The sequence below is a fragment of the Mycobacterium sp. B14F4 genome, from assembly GCF_039871645.1.
GTDB lineage: Bacteria > Actinomycetota > Actinomycetes > Mycobacteriales > Mycobacteriaceae > Mycobacterium.
Genome location: NZ_JBDPMF010000010.1, coordinates 136,755 through 151,979 on the forward strand (window position 1 = coordinate 136,755; position 15,225 = coordinate 151,979).

Genomic DNA, 15,225 nt, shown 5'->3' on the forward strand with positions numbered 1-15,225 from the left:
TTCAGCCGAGAATTCGCAGTAGCTTCACATTCGCGGCAGGAAGTTACGCCTCCGGTCGCAGAACGCTGACCGTCTTGCGGCCGCGCTTGGAGCCGAACGTGACGGCCCCAGGGGCGGTGGCGAACAGGGTGTCGTCACCGCCACGGCCGACGTTAGTGCCGGGATGGAAATGAGTACCCCGCTGCCGCACCAAAATCTCGCCGGCCTTGACGATCTGGCCGCCGAAGCGCTTGACGCCGAGCCGCTGCGCGGCGGAGTCGCGACCGTTGCGAGAGCTGGATGCGCCCTTCTTGTGTGCCATGTCTTCGCCCCTCTGAGCTAGCTGTTCTTCGCCTGACGGCTCATCACTTGATGCCGGTGACTTTGAGGACCGTCAGCTGCTGGCGATGGCCCTGCCGCTTGTGGTAGCCGGTCTTGTTCTTGAACTTGTGGATGCGGATCTTCGGCCCCTTGGTGTGCTCGAGCACCTCGCCGGTCACGGAGACCTTCGCCAGGTCCTTGGCGTCGGTGGTGACCTTCGCCCCGTCCACGACGAGCGCGACGGGCAGCGAGACGTTCGCACCCGGCTCGGAGTCGAGCTTCTCGACCTTGACCACGTCGCCGACGGCAACCTTGTACTGCTTGCCGCCGGTCTTGACGATTGCGTACGTCGCCATCGTGTTGCTGCTCCTACGTCGTTCACTGGGCGCGCGCTAGTCGCTGCTGCGCATGTCTGGGTTTTCCGAATCTCCGACTGCCGCCGACTCGCTTGGTCCACAGCCTGGCGACAACTGCTCAAGGCTACTTGAGACGCCGCGCGAGGGTCAAATCACCGCAGGTCACGGCTCGTCGCCAGGGCGCCCGCGACGATCAGCCGTCGTACGCGGGTGGACCCGCGGGCCGGACGGCCGCACGGCGGCGGTGCCGGCCCCCACGGACGGTCACCGCGGCGGTTTCCTCCTCGTCGTCGGACTCCTCGTCGTCGGAGTCCTCGTCGTCGGAGTCCACGTCCTCGTCCTCGTCCTCGGAGTCGTCCTCGTCGTCCGAATCGTCCTCGTCCTCGTCCTCGTCCTCGGAGTCGTCGCCGATGACCTCGATGTCGTCGTCGATGTCGTCCTCGTCGTCATCGGAGTCCAGGTCGATCTCGTCCTCGTCCTCGTCCGTCTCGTCCTCGTCCGATTCGTCCTCGTCCGATTCGTCGAAGTCCTCGAGGTTCTCGTCGTCGCTGTCGTCCCCGCCGCCGACGGCCGCGCGGATGGCCTCGGAGTCGGCTTCGGCCGTCTCTTCGGCGGAGGTCTTCTGCTCGTCCTCGTCCTCGTCCTCGTCGTGACGGCCGTTCGCGGCCGCCATCGCCTTGAACATCGGATGCTCACCGGCGGGGTGCGGAGGCACCTTGGCGACCTCGACGTCCTCGGACTTGCGCTTACCGCGCTTGCCGCGGCGACTGCCGCCGCTCTCGGACTTGCGCCCCGTCGACGAGCCGGAGTCGACCGGATCGCCGTGCAGCACGATTCCCCGCCCACCGCAGTGGGTGCACGACGTGGAGAACGCCTCGATCAGCCCGGTGCCGAGCTTCTTGCGCGTCAGCTGGACCAGGCCCAGCGAGGTCACCTCCGAGACCTGGTGGCGGGTCCGGTCGCGGGCCAGCGCCTCGGTCAGCCGGCGCAGCACCAGGTCGCGGTTCGACTCGAGCACCATGTCGATGAAGTCGATGACGACGATGCCGCCGATGTCGCGCAGCCGGAGCTGGCGCACGATCTCCTCGGCCGCCTCGAGGTTGTTGCGGGTGACGGTCTGCTCGAGGTTGCCACCCGAGCCGGTGAACTTGCCGGTGTTGACGTCGATGACGGTCATCGCCTCGGTGCGGTCGATGACCAGCGTGCCGCCCGACGGCAGCCACACCTTGCGGTCCATCGCCTTGGTCAGCTGCTCGTCGATGCGGTGCACGGCGAACACGTCGGGGCCGTCCGTTGAGGCCGGCTCGTACTTCGTCAGTCGCGGAAGCAGTTCGGGCGCAACGGAGTTCACGTACTCGTTGATGGTCTTCCAGGCATCGTCGCCGGCGACGGTCAGCCCGGTGAAGTCCTCGTTGAACAGGTCGCGGATCACCTTGACCAGCACGTCGGGCTCCTCGTAGAGCGCGACCGCCGCGCCGGCCTTCTTTCCGGTGATCTCGGTGGCCTTGGCCTCGATCTCGGACCACCGCTTCGCCAGGCGTTCGACGTCGGTGCGGATGTCTTCTTCCTTGACGCCCTCCGAGGCGGTCCGGATGATCACGCCGGCGTCGGGCGGCACCACCTCGCGCAGGATCTCCTTGAGCCGCTGCCGTTCGGTGTCGGGCAGCTTGCGGCTGATCCCGGTCGACGACGCACCCGGCACATACACCAGGTACCGGCCGGCCAGCGACACCTGGGTGGTCAGTCGGGCACCCTTGTGCCCGACCGGGTCCTTGCTGACCTGCACGACGACGTAGTCGCCGGGCTTGAGCGCCTGCTCGATCTTGCGGTTCTGCCCACCGAGGCCGGCGGCCTCCCAGTTCACCTCGCCCGCGTAGAGCACGCCGTTGCGGCCACGGCCGATGTCGACGAACGCGGCCTCCATCGACGGCAGCACGTTCTGCACGATGCCGAGGTAGATGTTGCCCACCAAGGAAGCCGAGGCCGCAGACGTCACGAAGTGTTCCACCACCACGCCGTCCTCAAGCACGGCGATCTGGGTGTAGCGGGCGCCTTCGTGCGGCGGTTCCGTGCGCACCTTGTCGCGCACCACCATCATCCGCTCGACCGCCTCGCGGCGGGCCAGGAACTCGGCCTCGCTCAGGATGGGCGGGCGCCGCCGCCCGGCATCCCGTCCGTCGCGCCTACGCTGCCGCTTGGCCTCCAGACGGGTCGACCCGTTGATGCCCTGGATCTCGTTGCTGTCCTTGTCCGCCTTGCCCTTGCGGGGCTCGCGTTCGTGCACGACGGTGTTGGGCGGGTCGTCGGGCGAACCGGTGTCGCCGTCGTCGCCGGGGCTGGCCTTGCGACGCCGGCGGCGCCGCCGCCTGCGGTTGCCGCCCTCGCCGCCCGCGCTGTCCTCGTCGCCGGTGTCGTCGTCCGAGTCGTCGGAATCGTCGGTGTCCTGATCGCCGCCCTGGCTGTCGTCGCCCTCGGTGTCGGAGTCCTCGCCGTTCTGCTCACCGCGGCCGCGACCCCTGCCCCGCCTGCCCCGGCGGCGGCGCCGGCCCGACGGCCGGTCGGACTGGTCGTCGTCGGCCTCGGGGCCGCCGTCCCCGTCCTCGTCCTCGCCGTCGTCCTCGTCATCGTCGTCGTCGGAGTCGGACTCGAACCGGACGGGCTGCGGCGCCACGAACAGCGGTAGATAGTCCGCGGGCTGGGCCGGGTCCTGCGACGCGGTCTCGAGCATCAGCCGCGATTCCGGCTCCTCGCCGTCCTCCGGCTGACTGTCGGCGGGGTCGACGGGCTGGTCGGGCTGCGCCGGCTCGTCGGGAGCGTCGGCGAGGGCTTCGCGGACCCGTTGCGCCTCGTCCTCCTCGACGGTCGACTGCGCGGTGCGCGGCCGGTCGTCGAGTGCGGCCAGCGCGTCGAGGACCCGCTTGCTGGTGGTGCCGAGAACCCGCGCCAGCGAATGCACTCTCAGCTTGTCGGGCTGAGAGTCCTCCGCGTGCTGCGTCTCTTCTGATTGGTCTTCGGTGGGGGCATCTTCGGCCACGTAGTCTCCTCTAAGCCCCCGGGCGCGTCCTGTTTGACGCGGCCACGCGAGGGCTTCCGCTATTGGCCCGGGTGACTTCGCCCGGACTTGTTGTGGTCTCGCCCCGGGTGGTTCCCCGTGAGGAACCGTCCCGGTGCCGGTCTGAATGATGGCTGGACGGTCGGCGCCGCATCACGCGTGGCGATGGTCGCGCACGTCTAAGTCTTCATTCGGGCGTCCGGCCCCGGTTGGCGGCCGGCTACCCGAGCCAAGTATCCCACATCACGTCGCGCTGCCCGACCAGACCGGGCGAGCGCGCCGTTGCGGGCCTCTAGACGCCGGGGAACCAGAGCTCGATCTCACGCGCGGCCGACTCCGGCGAATCGGAACCGTGCACGAGATTGTCCTGCGTGATCAGCGCGAAGTCACCGCGGATGGTGCCCGGCGCGGCCTTCTCGACCGGGTCGGTGCCGCCGGCGACCTGACGGAACGCGGCAATGGCGCGCGGACCCTCGACGATGGCCGCCACGACGGGACCGGAGGTGATGAACTCCAGCAGCGATCCGAAGAACGGCTTGCCCTCGTGTTCGGCGTAATGCCGACGGGCCAGGTCGTCGCCGACGTTCTGCAGCTGCAGCGCCGCGATGGACAACCCCTTGCGTTCGATTCGGCTCAGAATCTCGCCGATCAGGCGCCGCTTGACGCCGTCGGGCTTGATCAACACCAGGGTGCGCTCGGTCGGCTCAGTCACGGCCGACAGGATAGCCGCCGCGATCGACTACTCGGGAGGATGCTGCTGTCCCGGCAGCAGCCCGCGCCGCTGCCTGCGCAGCACCTCGGCCCGCAGATACGCGATCATCAGCCACACCACCAGGAAGATCACCCCGATGATGCCGACCGGCCCGGACACGACGACGCCGGCGACGAGCACCACCTGCACGGCCACGTTCACCCAGATCGCCCACGGCCGACCCTGCACGCCGCACAGCAGCACCAGGACCCCGGCCAGCCCGATCAGGTAGGCGGTGCTGGCCGGGGTCAGCCCGCCGCCGACCTTGCCGACCACGGGCAACGCCAGGAGCACGACGATGGCCTCCAGGATCAGCGTGCCCGCCATCACGCCGCGGAAGCTGCGCCACGGGTCGGGCTGCTGCGCCTCGTGCGGCTCGGTCATTGAGGATCCTTTCCGAACAGCGTCCGCGCTGCCCCGGCGGTGACGACCGAACCGGTGATCACCATCCCGGCGCCGCCGAATAGTTCGCCCTCCCCGGCGGACTCCTCGACGATCGCGGTGGCCGTCTCGATCGCGTCGGCCAGCGTCGCCGCGGTGATGACGCGCTCGGGCCCGAACTTCTGCTCGGCGGCCAGCGCCAGCGCCTCGACATCCAGTGCGCGCGGCGAGCCGTTGTGGGTGACGACGACCTGGTCGAACACCGGCTCGAGCGCGGCCAGGATGCCGTCGACGTCCTTGTCCCCCATCACCGACACCACACCGACCAGGTAGCGGAAGTCGAACTCCTCGCCCAGGGCCTGCGCCAGCGCCGAAGCACCCGCGGGGTTGTGCGCGGCATCGATGAAAACAGTTGGGGCGCTGCGCATCCGCTCGAGACGGCCGGGACTGGTGACCGCGGCGAAGCCGGCGCGCACCGTGTCGACGTCGAGCTGGCGCTGGGCGCCCGCGCCGAAGAACGCCTCCACGGCCGCCAGCGCCAGCACCGCGTTGTGCGCCTGGTGCTCACCGTGCAGCGGCAGGTAGATGTCGGAGTACAGGCCACCGAGGCCCTGCAGCTCCAGCAGCTGCCCGCCGACCGCCACCTGCCTGCCGAGCACCGCGAACTCCGAGTCCTCGCGCGCGACGGCCGCGTCGGCGCGCACCGTCTGCGCCAGCAGCACCTCCATCGCCTCGGGCACCTGGCGGGCGATCACGGCGACGGTGTCGGTGGGTACCAGATCGTCTTGTTGCTTGATGATGATCCCCGCCTTCTCCGCGGCGATCTCGGCGATGGTGTCGCCGAGGTACTCGACGTGGTCCACCCCGATCGGCGTGATCACGGCGACGGGCGCGTCGACCACGTTCGTGGCGTCCCAGCGGCCGCCCAACCCGACCTCGACGACCGCGACGTCGATCGGCGCGTCGGCGAAGGCGGCGAACGCCATCGCGGTCACCACCTCGAACTTGCTCATTGCCGGACCGCCTGCGGCTTCGGACTGCTGGTCGACCAGGTGGACGAACGGCTCGATCTCGCGGTAGGTGTCGACGTAGCGCGCCGGGGTGATCGGCTTGCCGTCGATGGAGATGCGCTCGACCGCGGACTGCAGGTGCGGGCTGGTGGTGCGCCCGGTGCGGCGGCTGAACGCCGACAGCAGGGCATCGATCATGCGGGCCGCCGACGTCTTGCCGTTGGTGCCGGCGATGTGGATCGACGGGTAGGTCCGCTGCGGCGAGCCGAGCAGCTCCATCAGGGCCGCGATCCGCGTCGTGCTCGGCTCGAGTTTGGTCTCGGGCCAGCGCTGGTCGAGCAGGTGCTCGACCTGCAGAAGCGCCGCGATCTCGTCGGGCGTCGGGACGTCGGCCGGAGGTAGCGGCTCCGGGTCGCTCATGTCAGCGACTCGAGCCTCGCGGTGATGCGGTCGACCTCTTCGGCCGCCAGCTGTTGACGGCCGCGGATCTTCTCGACGACATCGGCGGGTGCCTTGGCGAGGAACGCCTCGTTGCCGAGTTTGCCCGTGGTGCCTGCCAATTCCTTCTGCGCCGCGGCCAGGTCCTTCTCCAGCCTGCGCCGCTCGGCGGCGACGTCGACCGTTCCGGAGGTGTCGACCTCGACGGTGACGGTACCCCCCGCGAGCCGCACCTCGATCGCGGCGGTCGGGTTGAAACCGTCGCCGTCGGCGGTCAGCCACGCCAGCGACCGGACGGCGGGCACCTGAGCCTGCAGATCCGCACCCGCGATGTCGGACAACCGGGCGGGCACCTTCTGCCGGTCGCCCAGACCCTGGTCGCTGCGGAAGCGGCGCACCTCGGTGATCAGCTTCTGCATGTCGGCGACACGTTGGGTCGCAACGGCATCCGGCCGGTGACCCGACGGGGCCGGCCAGTCGGCGATCACGAGCGACTCACCGCCGGTCAGTGTCTTCCACAGCACCTCGGTGACGAACGGCATCACCGGGTGCAGCAGTTTGAGCAGGGTGTCGAGCACCGAGGCCAGCACGGCCGTCGTGTGCTGGACCACGCGGCTGTCTTGGCTGGCCAGTTGAACTTTGGCCAGCTCCACGTACCAGTCACAGAACTCGTCCCACGCGAAGTGGTACAGCGCCTCGCAGGCGCGGCTGAACTCGTAGCCGTCCAGCGCTGAATCCACTTCGGCGCGAACCTCTTCCATGCGGCCGAGGATCCAGCGGTCGGCATCGGTGAGCTCTGCGGTATCGGGCAGCGGCGCGGGGGCCGCTCCGTTCATCAACGCGAACCGGGTGGCGTTGAACAGCTTGGTGGCGAAGTTGCGCGACGCGCGGGCGTGGTCCTCGCCGATGGCCAGGTCGCCGCCTGGGCTCGCGCCGCGGGCCAGCGTGAACCGCAGCGCGTCGGCGCCGAACTGCTCGACCCAGTCCAGCGGGTCGATGCCGTTGCCCCGTGACTTGCTCATCTTGCGGCCGTGCTCGTCGCGAATCAGGCCGTGCAGGAACACGTTCTCGAACGGCACCTGCGGGTCGCGCCGGCCGCCGAGGGTGATGGCGTCGTCGTCGGAGACGAACTCGCCGAACATCACCATGCGCGCCACCCAGAAGAACAGGATGTCGTAGCCGGTTACGAGCACCGTGGTCGGATAGAACTTCGCGAGTTCGGGGGTGTGGTCGGGCCAGCCCATGGTGGAGAACGGCCACAGCGCCGAGGAGAACCACGTGTCGAGCACGTCGGGGTCCTGCTCCCAGCCCTGCGGCGGGGTCTCGTCGGGCCCGACGCACACCGTCTCACCGTTGGGTCCGTGCCAGATCGGGATGCGGTGGCCCCACCACAGTTGGCGCGAGATGCACCAGTCGTGCATATCGTCCACCCAGGCGAACCAGCGCGGCTCCAGGCTCGGCGGGTGAATCGTGATGTCGCCGTTGCGAACCGCGTCGCCGGCCGCCTTGGCCAGCGACTCGACCTTGACCCACCACTGCAGTGACAACCGCGGCTCGATCGGCTCGCCGCTGCGCTCGGAGTGCCCGACGCTGTGCAGGTACGGCCGCTTCTCGGCGACGATGCGGCCCTGTGCGGCGAGCGCCTCGCGCACCGCGACCCTGGCCTCGAAGCGGTCCTGGCCGTCGAATTGCGTTCCCGTATCGGCGATTCTGCCCCTGGTGTCCATGATCGAGGGCATGGGTAGCTGGTGGCGCAGACCGATCTCGAAGTCGTTCGGGTCATGGGCGGGCGTGACCTTGACCGCGCCGGTGCCGAATTCGGGGTCGATGTGTTCGTCGGCGACGACGACGATGTCGCGGTCCAGGAACGGATGCGGCAGCGTCTTGCCGACCAGGTGCCGGTAGCGCTCGTCGTCGGGGTGCACCGCGATCGCGGTGTCGCCGAGCATCGTCTCGACCCGGGTGGTGGCGACCACGATGTGGGGCTCATCGTCATCGAGAGAGCCGTAGCGAAACGACACCAGCTCGCCCTCGACGTCGTCGTACTTGACCTCCAGATCGGAGATCGCCGTCTGCAGCACCGGCGACCAGTTCACCAGCCGCTCGGCCTGGTAGATCAGGCCGGCGTCGTAGAGGCGCTTGAAGATGGTGCGCACCGCGCGCGACAGGCCCTCGTCCATGGTGAACCGGTCGCGGCTCCAGTCCACGCCGTCGCCGAGACGGCGCATCTGACCGCCGATGGTGCCGCCGGATTCGCGCTTCCAGTCCCAGACCTTCTCGACGAACAGTTCGCGGCCGAAGTCCTCCTTGGTCTTGCCGTCGACGGCCAGTTGCTTCTCGACCACCGTCTGGGTGGCGATCCCGGCGTGGTCCATGCCCGGCAGCCAGAGCACCTCGTAGCCCTGCATGCGTTTGCGCCGGGTCAGGGCGTCCATCAGCGTGTGGTCGAGCGCGTGGCCCATGTGCAGGCTTCCGGTCACGTTGGGCGGCGGCAACACGATCGAATAGGGCGGCTTGCTGCTCGACGCGTCGGCGGTGAAGTATCCGGCCTTGACCCAGCCCTCGTAGATGTCGCTCTCCACCGCGCCCGGGTCCCAGGACTTGGGCAGGGCTTCGGCGGCGGAATCGGGCGTGGCGGTCACTCCGTAATTCTAGGAATGGACGCGAGCAGGGCCCACATGGGGCGCGGCAGACGAAACTGGGGAGCCGCGGTTGTGCGGTTCGATACGCCACTCCCGGCGTGTCGCGGATGGAACCGCATCATCGATCGATATTCATCGGCCACCACGCCGAGCGGCCGTGCCCAGGATGCTGACCAGGGGTTATCGACCCCGATCAGTGCAGGCGCGTGGTCTCCAATACCACTCCGGCAGCGGGGAATCGGGCCATCAGCGCGTCGCCCATCGCCGCCGCGGGAGTGAGCACACCGCGCAGATCCGGCAGCCGGTCGCGGTCCAGCGCGAGCGCCAGACCGCTCTCGCCGAGCAGCACCGACGTCGCCTTGTAACCGGGGTCACCCTGCTGCGACATCGTCGCGCGATACCGGGCGCCGCTGGTGGTCGACGCGTAGGTCTCGACGGTGTAGTGGCCGCGCTCGCGCACGCTCTCGCTGGGGCCGGTGCCCGGCTTGGGCAGCACTCGGTCGACGAGGCGACTCGGCACGCGGTCCATGAAACGGCTGCCGAGCGCCATTGTGGCGGTGTTGCCTGCGGCGGCGAGCGCCGCCGCGACCGGTGCGAGAGCCGAGCGGCCCATGCTCATCTGCTCCCCGTACTGAAGACGACGACCGTAGGCGTAGTCGAGCAATGCGTTGCTGCGCCGCACGATTCGCGTGTTGACCGCGGCCATCACGAACGGGCCGACCCAATAACCGGCCAGTTCCGGGGCGATCTCGCTGCCGCGCCGCCACCGCAGGTCCGGCTGACCGCCGAGTTCCGGTTCCGCCGCGCGGTCGGGGGTGAGGGTGTAGGGGTCGTTCATCACGCGTCGCGACTCCTCGTCGGTGGACGCCGCGCGCATGACCTCCACCATCGAGGCGGCGGTGCCGCCCGACACCCCGCCGGCGAACGAGCGCACCACCAGGTTGGTGTCGGTGAGTTCACCCGCGTTGTCTGCCTGCGCCTGCCGGTAGAGCGCGAACACGGTGAGATCGGAAGGGATGGAATCGAATCCGCACGAATGCACGATGCGCGCACCGGTGTCGGCGGCCTGCTTGTGGTAGAGGTCGATGCTCTCGCGGATGAACATCGATTCACCGGTCAGGTCGGCATAGTCGGTTCCCGCCGCCGCACACGCCGCGACGAGCGGCAGGCCGTACTTGGCGTACGGCCCGACCGTGGTCACCACCACCCGGGTTTGCGTGGCCATCGCGTCCAGCGTCGACGGCTGCGAAGCGTCGGCGGTGATCAGCGGCCAGGATTGCGCCCGCTCCCCCAACGTGTCTCGCACCGCGAGCAGTTTGTCGGGTGACCGGCCCGCCAGTGCGATGCGCGCGTCGCCGCCCGCGCGGGCCAGGTAGTCGGCCGTGAGTTTCCCGACAAAGCCGGTAGCCCCGTACAGGACGATGTCGAATTCCCGCTCCGATGCGCTCATGACCGCGACGCTACCCGAGCGTCTCGGGCACCTCGACGTCCTCTCCGAGCACATGGCGGGCGAGGAACGCGGTCACCACCTGGTACCAGATCTTGGCGTGCTGCGGGGTCAGCACCCAGTGGTTCTCCGACGGGAAGTACAGGAACCGGTGCGGGCTGGTGCCGTCGTCGTCGGCGGGCAACCCGGAGTGGGTGAGCAACTCGTACCACAGTCGCAGCGCCTCGCCGATCGGCACGCGGTAGTCCTTGTCCCCGTGGATCACCAGCATCGGCGTGGTGATCCGGTGCACGTGGTGGTGCGGCGAATTCGCTTGCGCCATCTCCCGCGTCATCTCGCGCAACCAGTAGTAGGACGAATCGGTGGTGGCGCCGAACTGGTCGAGTGCCCACAGGCTGGCGTGCGTGACGATCGCGTCGAACCTGTCGGTGTGGCCGGCGACCCAGTTGGCCATGTAGCCGCCGAAGGATCCGCCCATTGCCGCGGTCCGGTCGGCGTCGATGCGCGGGTGAGCGCACGCCGCGTCGGTCGCCGCCATCAGATCGTCGAACGGGGTACCGCCCCAGTCGCCCCAGCCGCGCTGGGCGAAGTCCTGGCCGTAGCCCGTCGACAGGCCGGGATCGGGCAGCAGGACGGCGTACCCCCGCACGGCGAGCAACCACGGATTCCAGCGCCACGACCAGCAGTTCCAGCTGCTCAGCGGGCCGCCGTGGATCCACAGCAGCAGCGGTGCCCGGGCATCGCCCGGCGGCAGCGCCAGCCACGACCGGATCCGCGTCCCGTCCGCGGCCGTCGCCTCGAGTTCGGTCAGCGTCCCGGGCAGCTCCGGCAGCGGCACGCACGGTAACTCGGTCACCGCCCCGTCGGGGCCGATGCGGACCGGGTGCGGCGGCGCGGCGTAGCAGCTGCGCAGGGCGAACAGCGCCACGTCGGGCGCGGTGACCACATCGGTGTAGCAGTAGTCGTCGAACGTCAGCTGGGTGACCGCGCCGTCGGCGAGGTCGATCCGGAACACCGGGCGCCTGCCGTCCTGGTCGGCGGTCACGATCACCGCCGACCCGTCACGCGACCACGTGACAGAGGCGGGCCAGCGCTCCCAGTCGGCGGCGAGTGCGACTGGTTGGCCGTCAAAGCGCAGGCAGGCCAGGCTCATTCGCGGCGCCTTCTCGGGAGTCGAGAACGACTCGCGCACGTAGGCCACCGCCGACCCGTCGGGGGCGATGGCGGGACTCCACGCGTCGGCGTCGGGTTCCTCCACGATCACGGTCCGCTCGCCGCTGTCGAGATCGATGCGTACGAGCACCGAGTGCCGCGACGCGCCGGGCGCGGGCCGCTGCCACGTCGTCACGACGAACCGGCCGTCGGCGCTGACGTCGAAGTCGGACTCGCGCAGCGCGCCGCCCGGCGCCGCGGTGAGGTCGTCGACCTGCCCGTCGGTCGGGCCCACCCCGAGCAGGTGGGGCTCGGCGGGCCCAAGGTCGCTGTCCCAGTGCCGAATCGGATAACCGGTGTGCAGGATGGCGGTGATCTTGTTGTCCTTGCGCAGATCGCGCAACCGGCGGTCGTCGTCGACGTCGCGGGCCGACGGCAGCAGCGGCGAGCGCACCACCGCGACATCGGCCTCGCGTGCGGGGCGGACCGCTTCGACACCACCGGGAAGCGACAGCACCTCCACCGCCTCGCCGCCCGCCGCCGGCAGGCGCCACAGCGCGGCGGGCGGCTTGTCGTCGTCGGCGGTGGGCCGGACGGCGACGAAGAACACGTCGCCGTTGGCCGCGAACACCGGTGACGACTCACCCTTGCTCCCGCGGGTCAACCGGCGCGCGGGGTGCTCGCCCGCCGGGTCGATCTCCCACACGGCGCTGATGTACTCGGTGCGCTTGTCGTTGAGTTCGGCGACGGTGGTCACCAATCGGGTGCCGTCGGCCGACACCGCGAGGCCAGCCACCCGCGGCAGTGCGAGGTAGTCGTCGAGATCGTCGAACTGAGTCGTCGAGAAGCCCGGAACCGTCGCGGTCATGACCCGTTCGTAGCACAGCGTCGGCGGACGGACCTGTGCCAAGGGGTGGCACGGCACGCTACGTTCGACGGGTGCCGAAGCGGATCGTGGTGGTCGGCGCGGGCATCGCCGGCCTGGCAACCGCCGTCGCCCTGCAGCAGTGCGGACACGAGGTCACGCTCCTGGAGGAGCGCACCGACACGTCGTCGGGCGCGGGCATCAGCATCTGGCCCAACGCCCTGGCCGCGCTCGACGAGATCGGTCTCGGCGACCAGGTGCGCTACGCAGGCGGCAGGGTCACCGCCGGCGCCCTGCGCTGGCGCGACGGCACCTGGCTCCGGCGGCCGTCGCCGCAGCGGATCGTCAAGGCGCTCGGCGAACCGCTCGTCGTCATCCGGCGCTCCTCACTGACCGCGATCCTGGCCGCCGCGCTGACCGAAGCGACCCTGCGTTGCGGCGTATCGGCCGACAGCCTGACCGTCACCGCCGACGGAGTCCGCGTCATGCTCGCCGACTCCGCGGCGATCGAGGCGGACGCGGTCGTCGGCGCTGACGGCACGCATTCGGTGGTGGCACGCCACCTCAACGGCGCGCTGCGCAACAGATATGTCGGCTACACGGCGTGGCGCGGCGTCGCCCCCTGCCGGATCGATCCCGACGTCGCCGGCGAGGTGCTGGGGCCGGCGGTCGAGTTCGGGCTGGTGCCGCTGGGCCCCGACCACACTTACTGGTTCGCCACCGAGCGGACGGCGGAGGCGACGGCGGCGCCGCAGGGCGAGCTCGCCTATCTCACCGGACGGTTCGGCGGCTGGGTGCAACCCATCCCCGACGTGCTCGCCGCCACGGATCCGGGTGATGTGTTACGCAACGACCTGTACGACCGCGATCAGGCTCGTCAGTGGTCGCGCGGCCCGGTCGTCGTGGTCGGCGACGCCGCGCATCCGATGAGACCGCACCTGGGCCAGGGCGGCTGCCAGGGCCTGGAGGACGCGGCCATCCTCGCGAGATTCGTCGACGGGACCGACGACATCGCATCGGCCTTCGCGCGGTTCACCGAGTTCCGGCGGCCACGGGTGCGCGCTCTGGTGCGCGAGTCGGCGTTGATCGGCCGGATCGTCAACCTGCCGCCGGTGCTGAGCACGCTCGCCAGTCGCGCGACGGTGCTGGGACCGGAGGCGCTGCTGACCCGGCACCTGGCCACCGTGGCGGCACGGTCGGCGTTCAGGTTGCCCTACGAGGGAGACGTACAGCCGGCGTGAGTCAGCGTGCCGCCCCGAGCGTGCCCATCGGGTTGAGCAGCGCGGTGCACATCTGGCGCGGGTTGACGAAGCCGAACAGGCCCTTTGAGGGCATGGCCGCGCATCCGGTGGCCGTGGCGGGCGCGGACGGCCGCGCCGGGTTCGTCCAGATAGCCGGGGTGGCCGGCGCGCCGGCGCGGGTGCCGCACTTCGGCCATGCCTTCAAACCCTGGGTCCGCAGCACGTTCTCCGCGACGCGGATCTGTTCGGCGCGGGAGGCCGTGGCCGGGTTGCCGACGCCGCCGTTGGCGGTCCAGGTGGCCGGCTTGAACTGCAGGCCGCCGTAGTGGCCGTTGCCGGTGTTGATGGCCCAGTTGCCGCCCGACTCGCACTGTGCGATGGCGTCCCAGTTGACCGAGTCGGCCTGTGCGGTGGCCGTCGAGAGGGCTATCGGGACGACGGCGAGCGCACCCGAGATGACGGTGGCCCACAAGCCCTTGGTGATCGCGTTGCGAATGTTCATCACTGCGGTCCTTCCCCGACCGTTTGACATAAGGCCCGCGAGTGAGGAACTGGCGTGTTCCGCGCCGCGGTTACATCCGGTCTTTCGGGTGATGAACGTCACCTGTTACGCGAGGGTCAAAAGTTTTATTCGTTACTTATCTGGTGTAAGAGGCCTCTGAGAAAGAAGAGGCGGCGCCGGTTCAGAACCGGCGCCGCCTCGTCTCGGAGCTTGAAATCAGCCGCGTCCGCCGCAGCTCGGCCATGCGCCGATGCCCTGGCTCTGCAGCACGTTCTCGGCCACCCGGATCTGCTCTTCACGGCTGGCGTTGTGCGGAGAGCCGCTGCCACCGTTGGAACGCCAGGTGCCCATCGTGAACTGCAGGCCGCCGTAGTAGCCGTTACCGGTGTTGATGGCCCAGTTGCCGCCCGACTCACACGCCGCGATGGCATCCCAGTTCACACCGCTGTCCGCATTGGCGGTGCCCGTGGCCAGAGCCATCGGCGCCACAGCGAGTGCGCCGGCAATGGTCGCCAGGCCGAACGTCTTGCGGATGTTCTTCAACTTCGATCCTTTCGCCAAGCGCGCGCCATCGACACCCGTGCAGAGCGCACGGGAGCGAAATGCCTGTGACAGGCGAATGTGGAGGGCCGCACCGTCTCGGTCAGGTGCGACAGCGGGAGGCGGAAGTGCCTCACCGGGTATCAGCACCCGGCGGCCGCCAGGAGCCCATGGCCCCCGGTTACAGCCCCACTCACGCGCAGGTTCGTGGTTTTGAAATTATTTGCTCCGTTTGAAGCCGTTTCGGACCGTACAAACCCGCCGAGGGAAAGTCATATCGGAGTCGAACGTGTCGCGGTCAGATCACGGCCAGATCACGACCGGCTGCCCTTTTCGTTATCCCAGGTCATCGCGGGGTTTGGCGAGGCCGCGGTTTTGCCGTGACCCGCGTGTCGCCGTGAGCCATATCACCGCCAAATTGTGGCCTGGCCCACGTTTACCGAACGCGCCATCCGAGTGGGTATGTGGCCTCGAAACATGCAGTGCGCGCGGCAAAGTCGACGCCGAGTTCGACTGGCTGGGCCGAGTGGATGGCAATCGGGTTCGCT

10 protein-coding genes and 2 pseudogenes are annotated in these 15,225 nt (G+C 69.4%); 1 reads left to right on the forward strand and 11 read right to left on the reverse strand.

The window, feature by feature from the left end:
- Window positions 1–43 precede the first annotated feature (43 nt).
- The 9 genes from rpmA to ABGB19_RS23340 all read right to left on the reverse strand — a co-directional run bounded on the left by rpmA (window position 44) and on the right by ABGB19_RS23340 (window position 12,397).
- Window positions 44–301 (reverse strand): 50S ribosomal protein L27, encoded by a 258-nt coding sequence (gene rpmA / locus ABGB19_RS23300; RefSeq protein ID WP_067226446.1) that lies wholly within the window; start codon window positions 299–301, stop codon window positions 44–46.
- A 43-nt stretch (window positions 302–344) separates the two neighbouring features.
- Window positions 345–656, reverse strand: a complete 312-nt coding sequence (gene rplU / locus ABGB19_RS23305; protein ID WP_347688352.1) for a 50S ribosomal protein L21 — start codon at window positions 654–656, stop codon at window positions 345–347.
- Window positions 657–849: 193 nt separating this feature from the next.
- The gene (locus ABGB19_RS23310; protein WP_347688353.1) at window positions 850–3,690 is read right to left on the reverse strand and encodes a translation initiation factor IF-2 N-terminal domain-containing protein; all 2,841 of its coding nucleotides are present in this window, start codon (window positions 3,688–3,690) and stop codon (window positions 850–852) included.
- 310 nt (window positions 3,691–4,000) lie between these two features.
- Window positions 4,001–4,420, reverse strand: coding sequence for a nucleoside-diphosphate kinase (gene ndk / locus ABGB19_RS23315; protein ID WP_347688354.1), 420 nt, complete (start codon window positions 4,418–4,420; stop codon window positions 4,001–4,003).
- 27 nt (window positions 4,421–4,447) lie between these two features.
- Window positions 4,448–4,843: a DUF4233 domain-containing protein gene (locus ABGB19_RS23320; RefSeq protein WP_347688355.1), complete on the reverse strand. Its 396-nt coding sequence runs from the start codon at window positions 4,841–4,843 to the stop codon at window positions 4,448–4,450.
- Complete coding sequence (locus ABGB19_RS23325; RefSeq protein ID WP_347688356.1) at window positions 4,840–6,270, reverse strand: folylpolyglutamate synthase/dihydrofolate synthase family protein; 1,431 nt, start codon at window positions 6,268–6,270, stop codon at window positions 4,840–4,842. Before ABGB19_RS23325 ends, ABGB19_RS23320 begins: the two co-directional genes overlap by 4 nt.
- Window positions 6,267–8,930, reverse strand: coding sequence for a valine--tRNA ligase (locus ABGB19_RS23330; protein WP_347688357.1), 2,664 nt, complete (start codon window positions 8,928–8,930; stop codon window positions 6,267–6,269). The genes ABGB19_RS23325 and ABGB19_RS23330 overlap by 4 nt, the downstream gene beginning before the upstream one ends.
- A 193-nt stretch (window positions 8,931–9,123) precedes the next feature.
- Window positions 9,124–10,380 carry a trans-acting enoyl reductase family protein gene (locus ABGB19_RS23335; protein ID WP_347688358.1) on the reverse strand — a complete coding sequence of 419 codons (1,257 nt, stop codon included), beginning with the start codon at window positions 10,378–10,380 and terminating at the stop codon, window positions 9,124–9,126.
- A 10-nt stretch (window positions 10,381–10,390) separates the two neighbouring features.
- The gene (locus ABGB19_RS23340) at window positions 10,391–12,397 is read right to left on the reverse strand and encodes a S9 family peptidase (protein WP_347688359.1); all 2,007 of its coding nucleotides are present in this window, start codon (window positions 12,395–12,397) and stop codon (window positions 10,391–10,393) included.
- 71 nt (window positions 12,398–12,468) lie between these two features.
- Between ABGB19_RS23340 and ABGB19_RS23345 the strand changes: the two genes are divergently transcribed.
- A complete protein-coding gene (locus ABGB19_RS23345) occupies window positions 12,469–13,635 on the forward strand; it encodes an FAD-dependent oxidoreductase (RefSeq protein WP_347688360.1) in 1,167 nt (388 codons plus the stop codon).
- A 175-nt stretch (window positions 13,636–13,810) separates the two neighbouring features.
- Here ABGB19_RS23345 and ABGB19_RS23350 read toward each other — a convergent pair.
- A pseudogene (locus ABGB19_RS23350) lies at window positions 13,811–14,032 on the reverse strand (transglycosylase family protein); the annotation flags it as partial.
- A gap of 321 nt (window positions 14,033–14,353) precedes the next feature.
- Window positions 14,354–14,578: pseudogene (locus ABGB19_RS23355) on the reverse strand (transglycosylase family protein); the annotation flags it as partial.
- Window positions 14,579–15,225: the final 647 nt, after the last annotated feature.

Bases quoted from the DNA above. Each gene is read 5' to 3' on its own strand.
- rpmA (WP_067226446.1), bottom strand. From the start codon at position 301: ATGGCACACAAGAAGGGCGCATCCAGCTCTCGCAACGGTCGCGACTCC.
- rplU (WP_347688352.1), bottom strand. From the start codon at position 656: ATGGCGACGTACGCAATCGTCAAGACCGGCGGCAAGCAGTACAAGGTT.
- ABGB19_RS23320 (WP_347688355.1), bottom strand. From the start codon at position 4,843: ATGACCGAGCCGCACGAGGCGCAGCAGCCCGACCCGTGGCGCAGCTTC.
- ABGB19_RS23325 (WP_347688356.1), bottom strand. From the start codon at position 6,270: ATGAGCGACCCGGAGCCGCTACCTCCGGCCGACGTCCCGACGCCCGAC.
- ABGB19_RS23335 (WP_347688358.1), bottom strand. From the start codon at position 10,380: ATGAGCGCATCGGAGCGGGAATTCGACATCGTCCTGTACGGGGCTACC.
- ABGB19_RS23340 (WP_347688359.1), bottom strand. From the start codon at position 12,397: ATGACCGCGACGGTTCCGGGCTTCTCGACGACTCAGTTCGACGATCTC.